The 22,116-nt window shown below is 53.0% G+C and carries 20 protein-coding genes and 1 other annotated feature; of the genes, 12 read left to right on the top strand and 8 right to left on the bottom strand.

Annotated features, from left to right (window positions below):
- The first annotated feature begins 430 nt into the window (after positions 1-430).
- Both D7M11_RS07865 and murQ read left to right on the top strand, forming a co-directional pair.
- On the top strand, positions 431-1,384 hold the full coding sequence (locus D7M11_RS07865; RefSeq protein WP_120746615.1) for a BadF/BadG/BcrA/BcrD ATPase family protein: 954 nt from the start codon (positions 431-433) through the stop codon (positions 1,382-1,384).
- A 1-nt stretch (position 1,385) separates the two neighbouring features.
- Complete coding sequence (murQ, locus tag D7M11_RS07870) at positions 1,386-2,300, top strand: N-acetylmuramic acid 6-phosphate etherase (protein WP_120746616.1); 915 nt, start codon at positions 1,386-1,388, stop codon at positions 2,298-2,300.
- A gap of 402 nt (positions 2,301-2,702) precedes the next feature.
- Here murQ and D7M11_RS07875 read toward each other — a convergent pair whose 3' ends face one another.
- Positions 2,703-3,467 (bottom strand): sulfite exporter TauE/SafE family protein, encoded by a 765-nt coding sequence (locus D7M11_RS07875; RefSeq protein WP_120746726.1) that lies wholly within the window; start codon positions 3,465-3,467, stop codon positions 2,703-2,705.
- Between the two features lie 284 nt (positions 3,468-3,751).
- Between D7M11_RS07875 and D7M11_RS07880 the strand changes: the two genes are divergently transcribed.
- Positions 3,752-4,603 (top strand): AraC family transcriptional regulator, encoded by an 852-nt coding sequence (locus D7M11_RS07880; protein ID WP_120746617.1) that lies wholly within the window; start codon positions 3,752-3,754, stop codon positions 4,601-4,603.
- Between the two features lie 222 nt (positions 4,604-4,825).
- Here the strand turns inward: D7M11_RS07880 and D7M11_RS07885 are convergent, their stop codons facing one another.
- Complete coding sequence (locus tag D7M11_RS07885) at positions 4,826-5,593, bottom strand: sugar phosphate isomerase/epimerase family protein (RefSeq protein ID WP_120746618.1); 768 nt, start codon at positions 5,591-5,593, stop codon at positions 4,826-4,828.
- A 99-nt stretch (positions 5,594-5,692) separates the two neighbouring features.
- A complete protein-coding gene (locus D7M11_RS07890; RefSeq protein WP_120746619.1) occupies positions 5,693-7,357 on the bottom strand; it encodes a DUF4091 domain-containing protein in 1,665 nt (554 codons plus the stop codon).
- 215 nt (positions 7,358-7,572) lie between these two features.
- Positions 7,573-7,806: a binding site (T-box leader), on the top strand.
- Between the two features lie 226 nt (positions 7,807-8,032).
- On the opposite strand from D7M11_RS07890, the gene aspS reads away from it, so the two are divergent.
- The 3 genes from aspS to D7M11_RS07905 all read left to right on the top strand — a co-directional run bounded on the left by aspS (position 8,033) and on the right by D7M11_RS07905 (position 10,464).
- Positions 8,033-9,340, top strand: a complete 1,308-nt coding sequence (gene aspS, locus D7M11_RS07895; RefSeq protein WP_120746620.1) for an aspartate--tRNA(Asn) ligase — start codon at positions 8,033-8,035, stop codon at positions 9,338-9,340.
- Between the two features lie 99 nt (positions 9,341-9,439).
- On the top strand, positions 9,440-9,754 hold the full coding sequence (locus D7M11_RS07900; protein ID WP_240040999.1) for a DUF1806 family protein: 315 nt from the start codon (positions 9,440-9,442) through the stop codon (positions 9,752-9,754).
- Positions 9,751-10,464: a PIG-L family deacetylase gene (locus D7M11_RS07905; RefSeq protein WP_120746622.1), complete on the top strand. Its 714-nt coding sequence runs from the start codon at positions 9,751-9,753 to the stop codon at positions 10,462-10,464. The genes D7M11_RS07900 and D7M11_RS07905 overlap by 4 nt, the downstream gene beginning before the upstream one ends.
- A gap of 79 nt (positions 10,465-10,543) precedes the next feature.
- On the opposite strand, the gene D7M11_RS07910 is transcribed toward D7M11_RS07905, so the two are convergent.
- On the bottom strand, positions 10,544-10,849 hold the full coding sequence (locus D7M11_RS07910; RefSeq protein ID WP_120746623.1) for an antibiotic biosynthesis monooxygenase family protein: 306 nt from the start codon (positions 10,847-10,849) through the stop codon (positions 10,544-10,546).
- 124 nt (positions 10,850-10,973) lie between these two features.
- A complete protein-coding gene (locus tag D7M11_RS07915; protein ID WP_338042482.1) occupies positions 10,974-11,663 on the bottom strand; it encodes a DUF421 domain-containing protein in 690 nt (229 codons plus the stop codon).
- Between the two features lie 167 nt (positions 11,664-11,830).
- Between D7M11_RS07915 and D7M11_RS07920 the strand changes: the two genes are divergently transcribed.
- The 3 genes from D7M11_RS07920 (at position 11,831) to D7M11_RS07930 (ending at position 14,474) form a co-directional block, all read left to right on the top strand.
- Entirely contained in the window at positions 11,831-12,424 is a 594-nt protein-coding gene (locus tag D7M11_RS07920; protein ID WP_120746624.1) for a uracil-DNA glycosylase, read from the top strand.
- Positions 12,425-12,518: 94 nt separating this feature from the next.
- The gene (locus D7M11_RS07925) at positions 12,519-12,911 is read left to right on the top strand and encodes a YmaF family protein (protein WP_120746625.1); all 393 of its coding nucleotides are present in this window, start codon (positions 12,519-12,521) and stop codon (positions 12,909-12,911) included.
- Between the two features lie 150 nt (positions 12,912-13,061).
- Positions 13,062-14,474 (top strand): PQQ-dependent sugar dehydrogenase, encoded by a 1,413-nt coding sequence (locus D7M11_RS07930; protein WP_120746626.1) that lies wholly within the window; start codon positions 13,062-13,064, stop codon positions 14,472-14,474.
- Positions 14,475-15,043: 569 nt separating this feature from the next.
- On the opposite strand, the gene D7M11_RS07935 is transcribed toward D7M11_RS07930, so the two are convergent.
- The 3 genes from D7M11_RS07935 to D7M11_RS07945 are packed head-to-tail and all read right to left on the bottom strand — an operon-like array spanning position 15,044 to position 17,626.
- Positions 15,044-16,630 (bottom strand): GMC family oxidoreductase, encoded by a 1,587-nt coding sequence (locus tag D7M11_RS07935; protein WP_120746627.1) that lies wholly within the window; start codon positions 16,628-16,630, stop codon positions 15,044-15,046.
- Positions 16,627-17,187 (bottom strand): gluconate 2-dehydrogenase subunit 3 family protein, encoded by a 561-nt coding sequence (locus tag D7M11_RS07940; protein ID WP_240041001.1) that lies wholly within the window; start codon positions 17,185-17,187, stop codon positions 16,627-16,629. Before D7M11_RS07940 ends, D7M11_RS07935 begins: the two co-directional genes overlap by 4 nt.
- A 40-nt stretch (positions 17,188-17,227) precedes the next feature.
- Entirely contained in the window at positions 17,228-17,626 is a 399-nt protein-coding gene (locus tag D7M11_RS07945; protein WP_120746629.1) for a hypothetical protein, read from the bottom strand.
- Between the two features lie 154 nt (positions 17,627-17,780).
- Between D7M11_RS07945 and D7M11_RS07950 the strand changes: the two genes are divergently transcribed.
- The 3 genes from D7M11_RS07950 to D7M11_RS07960 all read left to right on the top strand — a co-directional run bounded on the left by D7M11_RS07950 (position 17,781) and on the right by D7M11_RS07960 (position 22,115).
- Positions 17,781-19,448 carry a thiamine pyrophosphate-binding protein gene (locus D7M11_RS07950; protein WP_120746630.1) on the top strand — a complete coding sequence of 556 codons (1,668 nt, stop codon included), beginning with the start codon at positions 17,781-17,783 and terminating at the stop codon, positions 19,446-19,448.
- A 16-nt stretch (positions 19,449-19,464) separates the two neighbouring features.
- A complete protein-coding gene (locus D7M11_RS07955) occupies positions 19,465-20,367 on the top strand; it encodes an SDR family oxidoreductase (RefSeq protein WP_120746631.1) in 903 nt (300 codons plus the stop codon).
- A 92-nt stretch (positions 20,368-20,459) separates the two neighbouring features.
- Positions 20,460-22,115: a spore germination protein gene (locus D7M11_RS07960; protein ID WP_420817842.1), complete on the top strand. Its 1,656-nt coding sequence runs from the start codon at positions 20,460-20,462 to the stop codon at positions 22,113-22,115.
- Position 22,116 lies beyond the last annotated feature (1 nt).

Raw genomic sequence — 22,116 nt, forward strand, 5'->3', positions numbered from 1 at the left:
ATGATGATGTAGCTTCGGCAGTTTCCATTAGTTTGCAACAAGAGCAGCTTGTTATTCAGAGAATGTTTCGCGTGAAAGTAAAGGCAGGCCGATTCGGCGCACCGCCTTGCACGATTTTTTCGAAAACGTTTTCTTCCAAGCCCTGTGAGCCGCCCGAAACCCGCTTGCTATAATGGACGAATTGCTGACTGATGGATCTGCCCGGGCCATCTGGAGATTATTATAGCGCCCAAGAAATAATATTTCAACAATAAATTAATATCAATAAATTTTATTTTACAAACCTTTCACATTCCCTTATACTTTATGTAAGATTAGGATTAAGTTCGGAGTAATCCGGAGATGTCATTCAAGTCATCGGGGTTCATGCAGAAGACGGTATTTTTTTACGTGCATATGCTAAATACCATATAAGAGCAGGTGAACAAGTTTGCGATACGTCATTGGGATCGATGGAGGCGGCACGAAGACGGAAGCTCTTCTGCTGGCGGAGGATGGCCGTGAATGGGGCGGTTTGGCAGTCGAATCGACGAATCCCCACGCCGTCACGTTCGAGCGGGCGACGCTTCATATGAGCCAGCTGCTGGACCGGGTATTTTCGCTTCCGGAAACGGCCGGCATGACATGCGCCGCGATCTGCCTCGGACTGGCCGGGGTAGACACCGATGAAGAACGAAGCCGGTTCCTTCAGTTTATGGAAACGTACCGCAATGAACACAGCCTTGTATTCGATACATTCATGAACAACGACGCCCAGATCGCCTTGATGGCGACGCTCTCCGACGACCGCGGCATTATCGCTATATCCGGCACCGGCTCGATCGTTTTCGGGCTTACCGGCACGCGCCAAAAGTATCGCGTAGGCGGCTGGGGCCACCTGCTCGGAGACGAAGGAAGCGGGTATGATATTGGCATACGTACGCTGCGGGCTGCGATGCGAAGTCACGACGGAATCGAGCCCCCGACTTCTCTTGCTTCGAGGATTGTCGAAGCTTACGGCTTCAAAGCCGTTACCGACCTTCGTACTTATATTTACCAGCCGCATCTGAAAAAACACGACATTGCGAAATTCGCGGAGCTGTGCATACGGGCAGACGAACAAGGCGATCGCACCGCCAGAGCGATATTGGAAGCCTCGGCTAACGATCTCGCCGATGCGGCTGCCGCGCTCGTGCGCAAGGACGCTTGGTTCGAGAGCTGCGATCTCGTCACTACCGGCTCGATCTTCCGTTATTCGAAGTCGTTCGGAGACAGGTTCCGGCACAACTTGCAGCTTCACGCGCCGCACGTCCGCATTCACCCTTCTGCGAGGGAGCCGGCCTATGGCGCAGCGCTTCTGGCTTGGCGGCAATTGCGACAAAACCAACCAAAGGGGTCATCCTGATATGAGCAATCTACTGAATCAACTGACTACGGAACAGATGAACGAACGGACGAAACATATAGACCGTCTGCCTACAGAAGAGATCGTGAAGCTGATCAACAACGAAGACCGTTTGATCGCCGAGGCGCTTACCGCCTTGACGCCGCAAATCGCCGCGTCCGCCGATCTGATCATCCGTTCGTTTCAAAACGGCGGAAGGCTGTTTTATGTCGGAGCGGGCACGAGCGGCCGCCTCGGCATTCTCGATGCCAGCGAATGCCCGCCGACGTTCGGAACGAATCCGGCGATGGTGCAAGGTTTGATCGCGGGCGGCTTCCGTGCGGTAAAGGACGCCGTCGAAGGAGCCGAAGACAATGCTGAGCTCGGCGCCTCCGATATGGATGAGCATCAGATCGGTCAAAACGACACTGTCGTCGGCATCGCCACCAGCGGCCGAACGCCTTACGTGCTCGGCGCCATGAAGCGCGCCAAAACACTCGGCGCTTCCGTCGTCGGCCTCTGCAACAACCATAATACGCCGATGGTCGGCATCGCCGATCTGATGATCGAAGCGGTCGTCGGTCCCGAGGTCATTCTTGGTTCGACCCGGATGAAGGCGGGCACCGCCCAGAAGCTTGTACTGAATATGCTGACGACGACGGCGATGATCCGGATCGGCAAAGTGTACGGCAACCTGATGGTCGATCTTCAGCCTACGAACGAGAAGCTCGTGTACCGGGCCAAGCGCATCATCCGCATGGCAACCGGCGCTTCGCAGGAGCAGGTCGACGAAGCTTACCTGCTCGCGGGCGGCCATGTGAAAACGGCGATCGTCATGATCCTTGCGGGCGTAAACCGCGCGGAGGCAGGCGAGCTGCTGCAGCAAAGCGGCGGCTTCGTGAGCGGAGCGATCGATCCGGCGGCGCAAAAAAACTGATTTCTCTCGGTACAAGGGCATGTTTGCAAACCGCGTCTCCTTGGCCGGTTACCGGCTTTTGCAAATAGATAGCAGCCGTTTCGGACTCTTATTTCGCCTACCAATCGTCTTTTTGAAAAAAATAGAAGGCTTCGAGGCCGCTTATTCCCATCCAAACCTTCACGTAAAACGATTTCAGCGTATAATAAAAGTCTCCAGAGGCTGTTATTCTAAAGTCACCATGCAACCAATGAAAATAACAGTCCTCAGAGACTCTTATTTTCGTTTATCCAAGCCAGCATGCACCCCTGAAATGGGGTGAGCATGCTTAGGCTAACAAAAAACCTTCGATTTCTCGGCTGCTACCCGGCAGCGAAAAAATCGAAGGTTTTTTTGCAAGTTGCCCAGACCTGGGTTCCCGCACTACAGCAGCTTGATGCCGCTGATCAGGATGAGCGATGCCATAATGGCGCGAAGCGGTTTCACCGGCACTTTCGCGCTTAACGAGCTGCCGATCCATACGCCCGGAACGGAGCCGATCAGAAGCTTGAAGGCGAGCATATAATCAACATTGCCATAGCTGGCGTGCAGGAAGCCTGCAGCCGTTACGAGCAGCAGCGCGTGGGCGATATCCGTGCCGACTAGTCTTGCAGAGGAGATACGGTACAAGTACAAAAGCGCGATAGCGAACAGCGAACCGGAACCGATCGAGGTCAGCCCGACGATAAAACCGAGTACGAAGCCGATAAGTACCGTAATCGCCTTTTTTTGCTCGAGCGGCTTCTGCTGGATCCGATTCTCCTTGCCTTTACGGTCAAACAAAAGCTTGGCTAGCGTGAGCGCAGCTACTATGATGAGCATGAAGCCAAGCGCCGTGCGGACAATCTGCTCCTGCCGATGATACAATGCTTCGAATTGATGCAGTGCGGCAATGGAAATGATCGCTCCCGGGATGCTGCCTGCCGCCAAGTACAAGACGAGCTTCATTTCAACCGTTTTCTGGCGCATATGCTGAATCGTCCCGAACAGCTTCGTGATCGAGTTATAGAACAAGTCGGTGCCTACCGCGAGCGTCGGCTGAATGCCGACCAGCACGAGAATCGGCGTCAGCAGTGAAGCGCCCCCCACCCCGGTCAGCCCGACAAGAAAGCCGACAAGCAGCCCCAGGAGCGAAATGCCCCAATCCATCTCCATCGTGTTACGCCTCCATGACCAACAATCCCGATAATCATACTAGGATTATAGGAGATATACGAAAACCTGTAAAGAACTTTATTCAAATTTGGCAAAAACAGTTTCTTATCTCCCCATAGTACGCCCAATAACGCCGTTTCGTTTCTTCATAGCTGAAAAAAGATCAGGCCCCCACCCCAATCCGCCGCCGCATGGCAATCATTTTGAAGTTAAGTGGAGGTAATTCATTATGCTATAATGGGGCAAAGCCCGTCCCTATACGAATAACGAGGAAGTGAATGCAATTGGATTGCGAAGTGCTCGCCGCCGGCTACTCCTACCATACGAAGCCGTTCGTGTCCACCCAGCCGGTACTCCCCCAATATTTAATCCGCTTCCAGTCCGAGGGCCGCTGCAAAGCATTCATCGACGGGGAGCTGCGGTCGGTGGAGGCAGGCGATCTGATGTTATTCAAGCCCGGCGATCCGTATGAGCTTCGCGTCGAACCCGAGCTTCAGCCGTCCGGCGAGATGGCGGTCGCAAGCGGCGACTACTACTTTTTTTGCCGCGGATCGTGGCTTGACGAGTGGTGGGAGCAGCGGCGACGGCCGACGATCGTGAATATCCCGCTGCACGACAACGTCCTTTCGATTTGCCGGCAAATCGTGCTCGAGCATTACCGCGGCAAACGAAAGTACAAGCAAATCGCCGATTATTATATGCGCATCTTCTGCATAACCGTTGACCGGGAAATGACCGAGCATACGGCCCCCGGCGGCGGAACTCGATCGTTCCTCGCCCAACGGATGCGCAATTATGTAGAGGAGCACGCGCCCGGGGCGTTCAAGCTGGAAGACGTCGCCCGCAGCGTCGGGCTCAGTCCATCTCGGGCCGTCCACCTGTTCAAGACCTGCTTCGGTCAGAGCATCATGCAATATGCGCTGCAAATCCGCCTCTCCATCGCAAAGGAGCGAATGCTGTACAGTCCGATGTCGCTCGAGCAGATCGCCGAGCTGTCCGGCTTCAGCAGCTACTCGTATTTCCACCGTATGTTCCGGGCGCACTATGGCATCTCCCCGAAACGATATCAGCAGCAAATGCTGGGCCAGAGCTTTCCGGCTGCGGATGCAGATACATCCGTGAGGTCCTGATTCGACTGGCTCGCACTTGCGTGCCGCAACGAGGCCGCCTTCTTTTTGGAGCCAAAGGAAAGACCGCTTCAGCCATTAGACGCTTTCCGGTACTACCGCTGCTCGTGCAGACCTTGTCTGCCAAGCGGCGGTATTTGGTTTCGGAAAGCTGCCTAACGGCCGAAACGGTCTATTGTTGCGTCTGGAGCCGGTATACGGCTCTTGGACTGCACCTTCGGGCTATTATACCAGCCCGTTTTCCTTGATCCACTTCATGCTGTTCGCCATGGCGACGAACGGTGCATTCTGGGTGTTATCCTGCTCGTAGATCAGCCATTCGGTGCCAGCGGCAGCCGCGGCTTCGGCAATGGCATTCAGATTCACTTCGCCGGTGCCAAGCTCCACTGTCAGCCATTTGTCGTCTTCCCCGCGGCGTACGTCCTTGAAGTGCACGAGCGGAACGCGGCCGCTGTATTTGCCGAGGTATTCCACCGGGTCGTAGCCCGCGACATAAGCCCAGCAAGCATCGAGCTCCACCTTCACGCTATCCGCGGAAGCGGCGGCGAACAAAGCGTCAAACGCCGTGCCTCCGTCCACCTGATCCTGGAATTCGAACGAATGGTTGTGGTAGCCGAACACGAGTCCGGCTTCGCCGCATTTGCGGCCGATTTGCTCCAGCAGCGCGAACGTTTCTTTCCACGCCTGCTCGCTGTCCCGATACTCCTTGCCGAGTCCCGGGCATACGATATATTTGCTGCCGATCGTTTTATTAAACGCGATCTCCTCATCCAGCGCTTCGCGCAGACGAGCGATGCCGACATGGCTGCCAAGCGACACGATTCCCAGCTCGTCCAGCAGCTCCTTGAGCTTGCCCGCCTCCATACCGCCGTACCCGGCAAATTCGACACCGGCGAATCCGGCTTCCGCTACTTTGCGCAGCGCACCCGCGAAATCTTTGGACGTTTCATCGCGAAGCGTATACAATTGAATCCCGACTTTGCAGGAACCCATAACTCGCTCACCTCGTTTAGTAGTATTCGTTTCCATCTAAACATAAGTAGGCACGGCGAGTCCATGCCGGATCGCTCAAAAAGTTGGCGAATCTGGCTATTATACCGCCGAGTTCGCACGAATAGCCGCATTGATCCGTTCGCGGCAAGCAAGCAGCCATGCCGCATCCTGCGGATACACGTCGAACGTAATCGGAGCTTCCGCCCCTTCCTCGATCAAGGCGACCGTCTTCTCCCGGCCGATGAGCGATTCGAGCAGCGTCAATGCGCGCAAATCCTGGAGCGCTTCGCGGAACACTTCGAAGCGGAGCGACTCGACCGGCTTTCCGTCCGCGCCGGGGTAAACGACGAACGGGTCGCCCGCCGGGAACGCAAAGTTCGCATCCGTATTGCGGTAAGGATCGATCGGGAAGCGCGAATATTGGGCGTACCAGAAATTGTACCCCCAATGCAGGAAGCCGGCGATCCGGAACTTGTACAGCTGCAAGCCGAGTACCCGGTTGCGGGCGGACGGCATACACATGAACCGGTTGGCCACCTTTTTGTACTGCGAGCAGCAGTAATAGGTCCACAGGTCCGGCACGCCGCCGTCGAGAAACGGCTGAATATGATTGCTGGCCGGAATCGGATTCGGCACAAGCCCCTTCTCGTAAAATTGATAGCTGGACAGCGCGTCGATGGTTGGAAATTCTCCGACAAACTGCTTCAGCCAGCTGCTGGCGCTTTCGTACCACGGCAGATGGTCCGTATGCGGCTCGTCGGATACGTGGAAATATACCCGGTCCGAAAGGCCGTTCTGTTTTATAAAACCGACCAGCTGCGGTAAAAACTGCCCCAGGAAGCTTTTGTATTCGTCTCCCGTCGCATCCGTATCCCAGCCAAAAATCCGCTTCGTTTCGCCGTTCTCCGCGGCAACGATCTTGGGAGCGTGCTTGGCGCCCCACTGCGTGAACAGATGGGACATCTCGAAGTATACCACGCCGCAGCGGTCGCACATGTCGACCCAACGTTTTAATTTATCAAAGCCGAACCGGTATTCGGACCCGGACTTCTCCACATCCACAAGCTGGACGGTCGGCCGCTCCCCGCCCACCTGCGTATCGAGCGGCGGTGTAAACAGCGGGGTCAGCAGCATGTTGATGCCGTGGCGGACAGCCGTGTTCACGTAGTGCTCGACGATCTCCCAGTAACGTTCACTGAATACTTCTACCTCGTAGTAGGTAGCAAGGCAGTCCGTATGGAACCACTCCGTATGGATCAGCTTCTGCTTCGGCAGCTCCAGGGCCAGCACATCCAGCTCGAACGTTTCGCGGGACAGCTCTTGATCGTTCGGGTTCAGAAATACGAGTGTAATCGGGTACGTTCCCGGAGCTACATCGCCGTCCAAATCTACCGTCACCCACACCGAGCGCCACTGCTTCGGATAGCCGGTTACGCCCTCGGATTCGGTGAGCGGCATAAGCGGGTCAGGATACAAGCCCGGCTCGGAGCGCAGCACGTTGTCGTCGTGATCGTGGTAAATCGGCATTTCGGCCGGCACGAGCCCGACCGTTCTTACGGTCACGCGGGAAGCAAGGTCCGATTCGACGCGCAGCTTCAGATGTTTGGCGAGCCGCTCGCTGCGGTACGCCACTTGATATGAAAACGTTTCCCCACGAAGCGCGGATGCGCGCGTATAGCCTTCTGCCTGCAGAGGCTCATCGGCAAATACTTTTTCCAGCGAGCTTAAGCTTCGGGTCATAAACGGTTGTTGGACGATGGTCATGGGTAGCCTCCTATGTTTTTCAATTTGCTCTTAATAATCAAACTCGACAACAAACGAAACAAAATGAAACTAAAGGATACAAATCACACATTTATCATAGCAGAGCAAAGTCGGTTTATCTAGCATTTGTTCAAACAAGGATGGCGATCAGAGCAGCGACTCCTCCAAAAAATAGTTTGACAAATGCGAATGTTGTGAATACTATAGGAGAAACAACTAAAACGATGAACCGGAGCAGTACCCGGAGCAAGCTGCGCACAGAGAGCCGTCCCTAGGCTGGGAGGATGGCGGCGGCGGCCGGAGAACGACACCGGCGAGTTCCGCCTGAACGCTTGCTTCCCGCGAGCCAGTAGGCGCGGACGCCTTCCCCGCGTTACGGGGTTTGAGCCGATTGCGCCGCAAGCGCGATAATCAGGGTGGTACCGCGAGTTTTCAACCTCGTCCCTATCAGGGATGGGGTTTTTCTGTTTTTATTGTAGCTTTTCTTCACTTTTGGGGGACCAGGTTTTCGGGGCTCCCCAAAAAGTATTAGAAATACGCTTCAGAGCTGCTCTTCACTTTTTGGGGGACCTATAAGGAGGTGATGCACATGGACGATGGCGACGATGATGATGACGATGACAACAACAACTTCATTGCATGCAACAACCAATTGAATAAGAGGAGTGTTTACTCATGGAAACTCATTCGCAGCAGCAAGTCCGTGTGCTTTGCTCCCGCGTCCCTGAACACGCCGGACATCCCGTAACCGTCAGCGGCTGGGTCCGCAGCATTCGCCATCTCGGCCGGCTTGCCTTCGTACAAGTACGCGACAGGAGCGGAGTCGTGCAGTGCGTCCTGGAAGGCGAGCTCGCCGCAGCGCTGCCGAATCCGGAATCGGTCGTTACCGTTACCGGCACGGCTTCCCTTTCGCCGAAAGCTCCGGGCGGGGTCGAAATTCACGCCCGCGAGCTGCGCTGCATCAGCGCCGCCGCGCCGCTGCCCTTCGAAATTAACAAAGAGACGATTGCCGCGAGGCTCGATACGGTACTGGACCATCGGGTGATTGCGCTACGGCATCCCCGCCTGCATGCGACGTTCCGCATCCAGTCCGCTTTGGCGGGAGCGTTCCGCGAAGGGTTGCGCCGGCGCGAGTTCACGCAAATTTTCACGCCGAAAATCGTGGCCTCCGGCACCGAAGGCGGCTCGAACCTGTTTCCCGTCGATTATTTCGGCCGGCAGGCGTATTTGGCGCAGTCGCCGCAATTTTACAAGCAGATGATGGTCGGCGCCGGCTATGAGCGGGTATTCGAGATCGCTCCCGTTTACCGGGCGGAGGAGCACAACACCTCCCGCCATCTGAACGAGTACGTGTCGCTTGACGTCGAGATGAGCTTTATCCGCTCGGAGGAAGAGCTGATGGATTTGGAGCAGGAGCTGCTCGGATCCATGCTGGAGAAGGTGGCGGCCGAATGCGAGTCGGAGCTGGCCCTGCTCGGCGTGGACCTCGCTCTACCGTCCGACATCCCGCGGATTCCGATAGCGGAAGCTCAGCGCATCCTCGAACGAACGTACGGCAAAACGTCCCCCAAGGGCGACCTCGACCCGGAGGGAGAACGGCTCCTTTGCCAGCATGTAGCCGAGAAGGGCAAGCCTTCGTTCGTGTTTGTCACCCGTTATCCGCGGGACATTCGCCCGATGTACGCGAAGCCCGCTCCCGAAGACAGCGCGCTCACCGCTTCGTTCGACCTGCTCTGCAACGGTCTCGAAATTACGACCGGCGGCCAGCGCATTCACGACTACGACGAGCTCGTCGCCTCGATCCGCGGCCGGGGAATGAACCCGGACCACTTTACGGGCTATCTCGATGTTTTCCGTTACGGCATGCCGCCGCACGGCGGATTCGCCATAGGTCTCGAGCGCCTCACCTCGCGTCTGCTCGGCCAGTCGAACGTGCGCGAAGCTTCCGCGTTTCCGCGCGACCGGATGCGGCTTACCCCTTAAACGGGAACGACGCCTTGACAATAGCTTAATAGCGAGAGATCGGCTCCCTTATGGTATAATAAGGGAGCTGATCCTCATTCCAAGTTAAAGGAACTCGCTATGATGATAAAAATAAACCGAACGCAAACAGAAGCGGAGCTGCGGCAATTTGTCGGAACGGATGCTTACGTGCACAGCGAGGCAACCTCCTTCGTGTTCGTCCGCAACTTCAAAGTGCGGGTGACGCACGCCTACATCGCCGGAGAAGGACCGTATCGCGCGGCGCTGCGGTTCGACGGGCACGGATGGCTGAGAATGGAAGCGCTCACCCATTACGAAACGGACGGAAGCGGACGGCTGCTGCTGGCCGGTTACGACGACCGGGGGCGGATGAACGTCGCGCTTCATCTCGGAAAGGAGCCGTTTCCCGAATGAAAGATTCCAGCCAGCACCAAAAACGCCGGATGCTCGTGGTATTCGCGCATCCGGATGACGAATCGTTTATTTGCGGCGGGACGCTGGCGAAGTATGCAGGCGAAGGGGTCGACATCACGCTCGTTAGCGCAACGCGGGGCGAAATGGGCCGCCGCATGGGAAACCCGCCCTATTTGAACCGGGAAACGATAGCCGCCGCCCGCGAGGAGGAGCTGCGGCAGGCTTGCGACTGCTTGGGCATCCGCAACCTGATCTTCCTGGACATTCGTGACAAAACGGTTGAATTTGTAGACGAGGAAGCTTTGACCGCACGAATCGAAGCGCTCGTCCGCGACATTTCGCCTGACGTTATCCTGACGTTTCACGAGAAGCTCGGCGGTCATCCCGACCATTGCGCCATCGGCAAAGCGGCGACCGCCGCTTGCGAGCGCGCCGGCCGGAAGCCGTCCCTGTTTTACATTTCGTTCGGCTCCGCTATGGAGCATCCCGAGCCGTACGGATATACCCGGGACGATATCGTCCGCATCGACGTATCCGCTCACTTGAAAGCGAAGCTTGCCGCGTTCCGGGCCCACCGCTGCCAGTCCGAGATCGAGGAATGGGTATGGCTGCCCGACCGAGAGGCGATCTCGCGCTTTGGCCTTCATGAATATTTTATACGCGCCGTCCGTACGCTACCGCAGCGAAGCGGCCACGATTTGTTTGCCTGAACCGCTCCCACGCACGCCTCCGCTCCTCCTTTGCCTCGCAAAGAAGGGAGTCAGGGGGCTTTTATTGTTCCAATCCGCTCTACTCCAGCGGAATGCGATTATAATGCTCAACGGTCGGAAACGGATCGTAGTAATGATGCAGCAAGCTTTTCCACTCCGCATACTCGCTGGAGCCCCGAAAACCGACCGTATGGTCCTCGAGCGTATCCCACTTGACGAGCAAAACATACCGGTGATCGTCTTCCAGGCAGCGCTGCAGCTCGTGGCCGCGATACCCTTTCATCCCGGATATGATCCGCGATGCCCGCTTGAAGCTCTCCTCGAACGAAGCGGTCATCCCCGCCTTCACTTGCAAAATCGCTACTTCCAATACCGGCTCGTTCATCTCAAGTCGCTCCTTTGTCCCATGCAAGGTAAATCAGATGATTATACAGCCTGCTTCCGGGGCGGTCAATAGCGGTAAAACACCACCTCGAAGGGCGATCCGGTTTTTCAGGTATAAATGAAGATTATTTGGCCAAATCGTTTCGCTTGTCCACGTGAAGGGAGCCATCCCTTTGCAGCTCGGCATAAAAAATACGGTCCAGTTGAGACAGGGCGTTCCCTGTCTTTCGCAACTCCGTCTCAAGCCATTCCATGCTAAGATTCAGCTCGTTCAAATTTCGGGTCACTACGGCACCGTCCACAATGATTTCTGTTGGCATATATAGATTTGGAGGAAGGGGGACTTGCATATCTTTTTTAGTTACATTTTCATGCTCCGCTTTTTTTAGGACGCTTAGCTCCCCATGCGGCTCAAGAATGGCATAATCGACTTCGCTGATCGAGAATACATTTTTCTCTCGAAGCAGCATGCTTACGTCATCCATATTCAAATGCATGGATGCCATCGCCTTTTCAAGTATTTTCCCGTTCTTAATGATGATGGTCGGCTCGCCGTCAAGCATAATTCGGGCCTTCGGATACTTTAGGGAGAGTTTTCCGACACAGAAGGTAAGAACAGTCCAAAGTACCAAGCTGATTAACCCATTTTTGGCGGGAATTTGCGTATCTACTGCGGTTGACGCCGCGATAGAGCCGAAGGTGATGCCGGTAATGTAATTGAACAATGTAATGTGACTGATTTGCTTCTTACCGAGAAATCTAGTGAGAATAAGCAAAAAAACAAATGCAGCTATCGTTCGAATGACTATGTCCAAAACGCCCCCACTAGTTAATGGGAGTTTCCCCTCATTTTGGAAAATTCATTCCATATTATCATCGTAAATTTTAAAAGTTTCATAGTCTTTCTCGGGTAAGAATAATCGGGTACACCGTATTTCATACTATAGGAATTGAACACACCTACTAAATGGAGTGAAGCCCGGTGAATTTCACACCGATTATATTAAATGAAGAACCAGCGCCCTCACATGCGGTGCATTGCAAGAATTGCGAGCTCTCCAAATATCGGAAACGCGTGGTTTGGGGAGAGGGAAATCCTAATGCATCGATTTTTATTGTTCTGGACAACCCCGGTTTACGCGAAGACAAAGAAGGTAATTCTTTCGTATGCGGCACGCGGGAAACGCTTCAGCGCGGGTTATTGGAGTCCGGATTTCAATTGAATATGGTTTACGTTAGTTATTTGCTGAAATGCCGGCCGGTTCGCGCCTATAATAAACCGCTGGCAAGAGATGCATGCTCAGCCCATTTCCAGCTGCAGCTGGAAGAAAAAAAGCCGAAATTGCTGCTAGGGTTAGGCAATGTCGTGGTCGAATCGTTATTTCCTGAACTAGACACCGATGTGAAAACGATGAGAGGGCGGTGGCATTCCTATCAAGGCATTCCGTCAACCTTCTCCTACCATCCGCTGGCCGTACGCCGGAGACCCGTATTATGGAAATACTTTGTTGAAGACCTCAAATTCGTTTTGCAAAAAGGTAAAGAGCAGGGCTTGTACGATTCGTCGCTTGAGTAAAACTTTTCTCAATTGGGCTGTAGCCGCTTCGTGACAAACATGGATTTCCATACAATGCTCTCATACATGGCAACAGCCTAGAAAGGAGCAAACCATGAAAATTCCTGTTACCGGATTCGTCATGGATAATGGGGATAGCGATACCCATCACTCTCACAAGCTATATATAACGTCTTGGAACGGTAGACCTGTCCATGTTCATGCCTTCTCTGGCGTTACTTCCGTTAATGACGGACATTCCCATCAATATGCGAGCTGGACCGCACCGGCCCCTACCGGCATGTCTCATGTGCACAGCTACCATACCGTTACTTCCCTTGACTTCGGTCATACTCACATTATTCAAGGAACAACCGGCCCTGCCATTGAACTCCCTGGCGGCGGACACTACCACTTATTCGAGGGATATACGACAATCGACGGAAGCCAACCTCATTCGCATTCCTATGCAGGCCGGACGGGCAACGAAATGAGCAGTATGCAATAAATGTCCAATAGGAAGGGCGTACTCTCCGTACGCCCTTCCTATTGTTCCTGTCCGGCGATGCCGTAGCAGCCGGTTACCCCAAGTAATAATCAACAGCTCGGATCATATTGTTAAAAGAAGAGCTTCCGATCGAAAAGGAGGAAAAATGAATTGACCAAAGTTAGTTTGAGGCCCCTTGTTACTAAACTAAACTTACCTACTGTTTTGAAAACAGCCGTACTTCCGGGCGACTCCATCGAAAGATTATTTATTGCAACCCAAGTAGGGGAGATCTTTTACATAGGAAACGGAGTGATAACTACCTTTTTAGACATTCGCTCGCAAATCCTAAAACTAGGTGCTTCCAGCGGCGGATATGATGAACGGGGATTGCTAGGACTAGCCTTTCATCCCGAATTTAATTATAACGGTCTGTTTTATCTCCACTACTCCTTAGCCGGAAGCCAAGGACCGGGCGCTCTTACCGGCGCCTTTGAATCCTTTAAGCCTAATCCGTGCGATCCCGCAACGTTAAATCTGAAGTGGACAAACCGAGAAATTCAATACGACCACATAGATACCGTCGAAGAATGGATTTGGCAATCCAATGGCCAACCTCAAAAACGGCGGACCTTACTCCGTATAAGAAGGCCGTTTTTAAACCATAACGGTATCAACAGCTTAAATTTTTCACCTGAAACAGGAAACCTTGTTTTAACAACCGGCGACGGCGGATCAGGCTATGATCCGTTTAATTTAAGCCAAAACGATATGGAAATAGCAGGGAAAATCATTGAAATCGATGTATCAATGTATGCATCTATCGGGAATCCCCCCGTCGTGACACGTTTTCATGAGCTGCCCGTGCCTATCCAGGAGACGCTTACGGTAATGGCCAAAGGAGTTCGCAATATACCGGGCATTTCCTACCAAAGGTATTATAATCAATATATCAAATACGCAGGGAATGTCGGACAAGATCTCGTTGAGTCGATTTTTTCTTTCATTCCATATAAACGCATACCGGTTACTCAGCTTGTCCAGGCTTTTGCAAGGAATGCCGAACCTGATCAGGAAGGTTTTATTAACTTTGGCTGGCGAGGGTGGGAAGGGGCTTTTCCTACTTCGTTCTTAACAGGCTGCTCTGCCAATGAGGCTTTGACTGAGAAAACATTCGCTTATTACGATGAAGCCGTTAAAACTTTAGTAAAACGTCTTCCGCCTTTACTTAGTTATTTTCATGAAGATCCCCGGACCGATACATTTAGAGCAACTGCTCTTACAGGAGTTCAGCCCTATATGGGAACCGAAATCCCTGATTTATCAGGAGCCGTTGTGTTTACAGATCTGGCCCGCAATAAAGAACAGCCGGCCAGAGGGGTACTTGCATGTACCAGGGGAAGAGCAGATTGCAAACCAAGTGATTTCAGTGTAATTGAAACCGATTATGATTTTGGCTCTCAACCGGCTTTTTATGTCAGCTTAGGGACGAATCTAAATCAAACGAAACTATATTTAGGGGTCTATGGTTCTATGAAAGTGGCCGATCCTAACCTGGGTACTGTTTTTGAAATAGCCCCATAAGTGCTGATCTAAGCCAAAACTCCCTGCAAAAAATTACACATTGTATAGGGACCGCCTCCGTTGTATGGTGGACAAGGGAGGGGTTCGTGTGTTCAGAAAAATAATATCGCGTTATAAATGGAGAAAGCTAAGGCTGCTCGTATGGAAAAAAAGACTGCTCCGCCAACTGGCTTCTATTTCCCCCCAAGCGCCTGCCCTACTATGCTCGCTTCGTCTTTCATGGGGACCTTTTTATGGCGGCTCGGTTATATTGGACCGAAAAAAAGAAAAAGCCAAGATTTATATACAAGTTCCTTATGACCGTTACGTTACGTCAGACGAGATACAAGTAATGTCCGAATATAAAATACCTGCAAGAGCTCTTCCCTACTTTATATTATTTCATGAATGCTATCACCTGATCGACGCTTGCTGTTATTTACGGGACAACGAAGGGAAGGACCTGAATGCGTATCAAGCCGCACTCCTCGGAGCCGTCGCAAAATCGACGGATTATCGGCGGCTCCATGTCGAACAATGTGCGGACGACTTTGCCTATCGGCAATACTTGGCATGCGTGAAAAGGGCCGTTAAACCGACCCCGATAATTCAAGCTTCTTCGCTTTTTCTTTAATATAATCCGCCGTTCTTAATGCCAGCGACATCACCGTATTCGTCGGATTGCCTGCACCCGAAGTGACAAACATGCTCGCATCGCATACAAACAGGTTCGGAATGTCGTGGGTTTGTCCATACGAGTTCACGACCGAAGATTCGGGATCATTCCCCATCCGGCAGCCCCCCATCATATGCGCTGTATCTGGAATGACGTATTCGACTTTCCCGCCCGCCGCCTCGAGAATAGCGCTCATATTGCCGACAGCATGGTCGATGAGCTTCCTGTCGTTATCGCCGTAACCGAACGTCACTTTGGCGCGCGGTACGCCGTACTCGTCCTTTTCATCCGTCAGCGTTACCCGGTTCGCCGGATTGGGCAGAACCTCTCCGACTAACGTGACTCTTCCGTAATGGTTATAATTCAGCATAGTCTCTCGGAATCGCTCTCCCCAAACGGGACCTCCTTGCGCTTTCGAAATTCCGCTCGCAAATTCGACCGGCCTGGCTCCATGCGAATGAAGCGTGTACCCGCGAACGAAGCCGTTTCTCGGATCGGTTCGGTAAAATTCCTGGGTCGTCGCCAGTACGGGCGTCCCTTTATAAAGCCTAATTTCCTCATTGAATTTGGCATAGACGTCTTGGCTGCTGTGAACCATGATTGATTTTCCGACCATACCGCTGCTGTTGGCGAGCCCATCCGGAAATTGGGCGTTTGCGGAATTAAGCAGCAGCCGCGGCGACTCCACTACGAAAGCGGACACGATCACGACTTTGGCCTTCTGTTCATAAGTCCTTCCATCATGTACGAAAGCGACCCCTGTCGCTCTTCCGTCCTTCCCCATCAGCACCTGTGTTACCATACAATCGGCAAGCACCTCGGCTCCGGCTTTGATTGCCTTGGGAATATGGACAATAAGGGTGCTGAATTTGGCGTCGGGCATACATCCTTGATTGCAAAATCCCCGGTTTATGCAAGGCGGACGCCCTTCAAACGGTGCGGAAAGAATCGCAAGCGGAGCTACGGAAGACGTAATCCCCAGCTTCTCGCACCCGTTCATAAACATATAGGCGTTTGGGCTAAGAGGTTCGCGTTCCGGATACGGATAAGGGCCTTGGTAATTCCCCCAAGGAAAATGCTTTGGACCGGAAACGGCAATTTCTTTCTCGATTCTGGCATAATACGGCTCGAGATCCGCATATTCGATCGGCCAATCGTCGGCCACGCCATCGATCGTCTTCGCTTTAAAATCCGCGTCATGGAACCGCAGAAAAACGGCGGTAAAATGTACGGTCCCCCCGCCGATACCTCGGCCGGAGTTGTTGTGCCCCATCGTTAAAGGGTCGCTTCCATCCACGATCCGGGTATCCTGCCATCCCAAACGTTTCATCGCCAGCTCGTCGCTCGCGAAATCTTTTTGCGGATCGCGGAACGGCCCCGCATCCAATACGACTACGCTCATCCCGGCCTCGCTCAATTCTTTGGCGAGCACGCCTCCTGCAGCCCCTGCACCGACGATGACTACATCCACTTCTTCGCCCGCATATTTTCGTTTGTTCATTGTTCCGGCTGCGCCTCCCAAGGATCCAATTGTCCAAGCTGTGTGCGTACGTATCCCCGCGGATAAGCCGGACCCGCGTAACCGATTTCGGACCATATTTTCGGATGCGAGCAGTACGCTTCGACCGTTAAATTTTGTATTTTCTTAAACAGCTCCTGTTGCGGTACGGTGGTCCATACTTTCTGCGGTTCGGCAATGGACTCGCTGATGTGCTGTAAATATCGTTTTTGCTCAGCGATATCAAGGTTCATATAAGAGGATCCATATACCGATTGAGCCCCTTGTTCAATTGCCTGAAGTCCCGTCCGGACTAAAGCGGAGGCCGCGGGAACACCTGGCTTTCTCTGACTCTCTCCCGGCGATTGGTGCAGCGTTTGATCGATATGCGCAACTACGAACTGAAGCACATCCGGAGTTTCATCGTTAACCAGAAGCGAGCTGATTCGTCCAACCATTTCCGCTTCGGCAGAGGTAAAGAATTGAAAGCCCTCGTTCGTTTTCAATCGGGATGTAACGATTGTTTGAGTATGGTCATCCCATTCATTCTTTTCGTTCATAACATCGAACGATGGATAGTGGCTTTGATTGATCACAGAATCACCGTGCCCCCCAATAGACTGCGATTAAACCAAGCACGCTCAAAGCGGAGAACATCAAAGGAAGGCCAACCGGCGGTCCAATGAGAAAATTGCGCAGCGCCCATCCTCCGACCCGAATCCCTACACCGCGAAAATGGAAGTAAAAGCCGATCAAACCGTCTAGAACGCCAAGCCACATGAGCACCAAAAACAGCGTATGCAGCCAAGGAGCGTTATACCAAGTCAAAATGAAACCCGCTAAAAAGAAAAGAGGCGCGGAAATGACGGGTACCCACATCGATTTATGGTTAAAATTTTGCCGGTAATGAAACAACGTCACTTGAATCCCCAATACCAGAAACGCCAAACTGACGAACAAAATAAGTATTCGATCAATGGACCACACAGACCAATTCATGTTGTGACCTCTTTTCCATATGCAGTATAGTCTGTCCTAATATTTCCTGCACAGGGAGAGACTATTCCTAACTAATGCGGATTCATCCTCAGTAATAATTGAAAATCGTGGATGACATACTACTTGGAAAAGAGAAACAAGGGAGCGCAGCCACATGCCGAGCATTCTGAATGCCAAGGAATCGAGTGCCACACCAAAAGTAAACCCACGGCAGCGTGCTCCGCAGCCTGTAGCGCAACTGATTCTCGAACAACTGAAGCTATGGGGAGTACAGCGCATTTACGGGGTCGTTGGGGATACCATTTTCGGACTCATGGATGCGCTTGCCAAACAAAACGCCATCTCTTTTATTGCCGTCAAACATGAATCCGTAGCCGCAATGATGGCCTCGGCGGAGGCGAAATTAACAGGCAAGCTTGGCGTTTGTATCGCGCATATGGGACCTGGACTGGCCAACCTCATTAACGGGTTAGGCGACGCTTTTTTGGATAAAGCGCCGGTGCTTGCGATCACCGGACAAGCGCCGCTAGGCAAAATCGGAACCGCCTATAAACAATACATCAATCAACAACAGATGGTGCATGCGGTTTCACCTTGCAGTTTATTGGTCGTTCATCCGGATGCGGTAGTAGAGTCGCTTACTCAAGCGATGCACACATCCGTTTTGCACCGAACCGTTTCTCACCTCTCGATCCCATTGGACCTTTTCGGCATGACAACCGCTATGCAGCCGTCAGAGCCCCTATATTTACCCGCTTCTGTTCCCAATTCCTCGGACTTGCGCGAAGCTTTGCATCTTATCCTGTCCGCCCAAAAACCGATGATCTTAGCAGGCGGCGGCGCCCGATCCGCCCGAGAGTCCATCCAAGCTTTAGCGGATCATTGGGGATGCGGAATTGCGATGAGTTACGGCGCGATCGGCATTATTGACGATACGCATCCGCTCTTGTTGAACGGTCTCGGAGAAGGCGGCAACCCCTACCTGGCTGCATTATTCCGGAAGGCGGATGTGGTGCTTGTTCTTGAAACGTCATGGTGGCCGGAAGGAATGGTCCCGGGTACGGCAAAAGTGATCCGAGTCGCTAAGCATCAAGCCGACCTCGGTACCGCCCCTGCGGATATCCGCTTGGCTCAGGATACGGCCAGTATTATTCCGCAATGGATCGAGGGACTGAAGTCGTACAAACCAAGCTCCGATTGGATTTATGAGGTTCAGCAGTGCAAGCTGAAATGGGCAGCCCAAAACGAAAACGAAAAGGGGCAATCCGGTTCCCCTCTTTCCCCCTCAAGCATTATCGGATTCATGGAACGATATATAGCAGAGGATGCAGTGATTGCTCTGGATGAGGGCGATTGTACGCTCTGGTTCATGAGAAATTTTCGGGCAAAACACCAACACATCTTGTACTCCGAGTGGTGGCGAACTATGGGATTCGGGCTTCCTGCCGCTATGGCGGGCCAATTATGCATGCCGCAAAAACAAGTCGTCTGTGTGACAGGCGACGGCGGTTTGGGGATGGTTTTAGCCGACTTAACAACCGCTGCGCGATACGGCTTACCTGTCACCGTTATTGTTTTGAACAACGGAACGTTACAAATGGAACGGGACAAAATGATCATGAAGGGGCTTAAACCCGAGGGAACGGAGCTGACGAATCCGGATTTCGCCAAAATAGCGGAAGCTTGCGGATGGATTGCTTACCGAATCGAAAACGGCGAGCAATTGGAAAAGGCTTGGAATCAATCGCGAACAAGCAATAACCCCGTCTTGCTTGATGTGCTTACTGCCCCTATCCCTCATCCAGACTTTAAATCGAACTAAAAGGAGAACGGAAATCATGACAACGACGACACAAAATCCGAATCAAACCCGGCCGCAAGTGCAGCCGCCTCTTCCCCCTTATCCGCCCCAGCATCAAACCGAGCAGCCTGGCATGGAATCGCTTATGAATCCAAGACCGGTATTCGATAATCCGGACTATATCGGAAGCGGAAAATTAAAAGATAAAGTGGCAATCATTACCGGCGGCGATAGCGGTCAAGGAAGAGCCATTGCCGTCGCTTTCGCCAAGGAAGGCGCAGACGTCGTCATCGTTTACTTGAACGAACATTCCGACGCTGCTGAAACCAAGCAGTTCGTGGAACAAAAAGGCCGCAAGTGCTTATGTATCGCCGGGGATATCGGAATCGAGTCGTTTTGCGGGCAGGTGGTCGAACAAACCGTCGCGCAATTCGGCAAGCTGGATATTGTGGTCAACAACGCGGCGGAACAGCATGTTCAGACTAGCTTGGAGAACATCACGTCCGAACAAATGGAAAAAACGTTTCGGACGAATTTCTTCTCCATCTTTTATTTATCCAAAGCTGCCTTACCGCATCTGAAGCGCGGCAGCACGATCGTCAATGCCGCCTCGCTTACGGCCTATGAAGGAAACGAACAATTGATCGATTATTCGGCAACCAAAGGCGCGATCGTAGCTTTCACCCGCTCCTTGTCCAAGTCCCTGCAAGGCAGAGGCATTCGCGTCAACGGCGTCGTACCGGGTTCGATTTGGACCCCTCTCATTCCAGCTTCTTTCCCGGCGGACCAGGTTGCGAACTGGGGGGCTAAGAGCCCGATGAAACGTGCCGGACAGCCTTATGAGATCGCACCTGCTTACGTTTATTTGGCTTCGGACGATTCTTCTTATGTGTCCGGGCAATTTATTCATGTCACCGGGGGAGTTATTACGAACGGATAGTCCAGTCTCTATCATTCGATCGTCCATTTGCAATCGCCCATGTATATTTTACCTTCTGTGGGAAAAATAAAGCGCAGAGGGGTGATTTCGGCATGAGCTCCAAATTCCGCAAAACGATGACGCTTTCCGCTTTGCTGCAAAGACGGGCAAAGCGGATGCAGACCATGATGGACAATCGCTTCGAGCAAGAAGTAACCGCTTTGGAACAATTTCCGCTTACCGCTGATTTGGATGCAAACCTCGGCGCTATTCGTTCGACATTCGGGGACAGTGATGATTTGGTCGTTCGGCGCTTTTTTGTCGCTCAAGGCGAACTGGAGGCCGCCATCGTTTATTTCGACGGGCTAAGCGACAATGAAACGGTGAACGAAAATATAATGGCTCCGCTCATGTCCGCCAACCGGCTGCCGGTCCGCAGCGACAGGTCCTTGTCGGTGAATGAGTGGCTGGAAAAATCGGGTATCCCGATTGGCGAATCAAGCCGCACCGACCGGCTGAACGAAATCATACGCTCCGTCCTGTCCGGCGATTCCGCTCTTCTGCTCGGCGGTGTGAATACGGCTATATTGCTGAACACGAAAGGCTGGGAACGCCGCGGTATCGACGAGCCGCGCACCGAATCGGTCGTCCGCGGCCCGCGGGACGGCTTTACGGAAACGCTGTGCGTCAATACTGCGCTAATTCGCCGCCGGTTGAAAGATCCGAACTTGCGCATTCGCCATATAACGGTCGGGCGTCGCACGAATACCGATATTGCGGTCGCCTATGTGGAAGGGATCGCCAATTCGCAAATCGTCGATGAGGTAATGGACCGGCTGCAGTCGATCGAAATCGACGCAGCGTTGGAAAGCGGCTATTTGGAGCAACTGATCGAAGACAGCCACTGGACGCCGTTTCCGCTTATCCAAAATACGGAACGGCCAGACAAAGCGACCGCCAACCTGCTGGAAGGCAAACTCGTCATCATCTGCGACGGAACGCCGTTTGCCCTAATCGCCCCAGCCGTCTTCTCACAGTTTTACCACAGTCCGGAAGATTACTACGAGCGATTTCTGATCGGAACGCTTATCCGGCTCATCCGCGTGCTAAGCATGATTATGGCTTTACTGCTGCCTTCACTCTATATCGCCTTCAGCTCGTTTCATCCGGAAATGATCCCGTCGAGGCTCGTCATCGCTATGGCGGCGGGAAGGTCGACGGTGCCGTTTCCTTCGATCATCGAGGCGTTCCTGATGGAAGTGACGATGGAAATACTGCGCGAGGCAAGCGTTCGTTTGCCCGGACCTATCGGTCCGACGATCGGCATCGTCGGAGCTCTTGTAGTCGGGCAAGCAGCCGTACAAGCAGGCATTGTCAGCCCGATCATGGTCATTATCGTCGCCTTGACGACAATCGGTTCGTTCGCCGCACCCAGTTACAGCGCCGCGATTGCCCTGCGCATGCTGCGCTTTCCGATGATGGCGGCTGCAGCGATGTTCGGACTTTACGGGATCATGCTGCTGCTTATTTTGATTATCATTCATTTGTGTTCGCTGAAATCGTTCGGGGTGCCGTATTTGTCTCCATTGACCCCATCCCGGTTCGGCGATTTGAAAGACGCCTTCATCCGCGCTCCGCTTTTTTGGATGAAAAATCGGCCGTCATTTATGAAAACGGAGGACAAGCGGCGGATAAGCACCGAGTCCGGAAAAGAGGAGGTCGGACAGCAGAATGGCGAACAACGCGAATCGAATGAACGCAACAAATAAT

This window comes from Paenibacillus ginsengarvi (assembly GCF_003626695.1).
GTDB lineage: Bacteria > Bacillota > Bacilli > Paenibacillales > NBRC-103111 > Paenibacillus_AB > Paenibacillus_AB ginsengarvi.

Excerpts from the sequence above, each read along its gene's own strand:
- D7M11_RS07950 (WP_120746630.1), top strand. The coding sequence starts at position 17,781 with ATGCCGAGCATTCTGAATGCCAAGGAATCGAGTGCCACACCAAAAGTA.
- D7M11_RS07945 (WP_120746629.1), bottom strand. The coding sequence starts at position 17,626 with ATGAATTGGTCTGTGTGGTCCATTGATCGAATACTTATTTTGTTCGTC.
- D7M11_RS07960 (WP_420817842.1), top strand. The coding sequence starts at position 20,460 with ATGAGCTCCAAATTCCGCAAAACGATGACGCTTTCCGCTTTGCTGCAA.
- D7M11_RS07905 (WP_120746622.1), top strand. The coding sequence starts at position 9,751 with ATGAAAGATTCCAGCCAGCACCAAAAACGCCGGATGCTCGTGGTATTC.
- D7M11_RS07940 (WP_240041001.1), bottom strand. The coding sequence starts at position 17,187 with ATGAACGAAAAGAATGAATGGGATGACCATACTCAAACAATCGTTACA.
- D7M11_RS07875 (WP_120746726.1), bottom strand. The coding sequence starts at position 3,467 with ATGGATTGGGGCATTTCGCTCCTGGGGCTGCTTGTCGGCTTTCTTGTC.
- D7M11_RS07935 (WP_120746627.1), bottom strand. The coding sequence starts at position 16,630 with ATGAACAAACGAAAATATGCGGGCGAAGAAGTGGATGTAGTCATCGTC.
- murQ (WP_120746616.1), top strand. The coding sequence starts at position 1,386 with ATGAGCAATCTACTGAATCAACTGACTACGGAACAGATGAACGAACGG.
- D7M11_RS07910 (WP_120746623.1), bottom strand. The coding sequence starts at position 10,849 with ATGAACGAGCCGGTATTGGAAGTAGCGATTTTGCAAGTGAAGGCGGGG.
- D7M11_RS07885 (WP_120746618.1), bottom strand. The coding sequence starts at position 5,593 with ATGGGTTCCTGCAAAGTCGGGATTCAATTGTATACGCTTCGCGATGAA.
- aspS (WP_120746620.1), top strand. The coding sequence starts at position 8,033 with ATGGAAACTCATTCGCAGCAGCAAGTCCGTGTGCTTTGCTCCCGCGTC.
- D7M11_RS07955 (WP_120746631.1), top strand. The coding sequence starts at position 19,465 with ATGACAACGACGACACAAAATCCGAATCAAACCCGGCCGCAAGTGCAG.
- D7M11_RS07880 (WP_120746617.1), top strand. The coding sequence starts at position 3,752 with ATGCAATTGGATTGCGAAGTGCTCGCCGCCGGCTACTCCTACCATACG.
- D7M11_RS07925 (WP_120746625.1), top strand. The coding sequence starts at position 12,519 with ATGAAAATTCCTGTTACCGGATTCGTCATGGATAATGGGGATAGCGAT.
- D7M11_RS07900 (WP_240040999.1), top strand. The coding sequence starts at position 9,440 with ATGATGATAAAAATAAACCGAACGCAAACAGAAGCGGAGCTGCGGCAA.
- D7M11_RS07890 (WP_120746619.1), bottom strand. The coding sequence starts at position 7,357 with ATGACCATCGTCCAACAACCGTTTATGACCCGAAGCTTAAGCTCGCTG.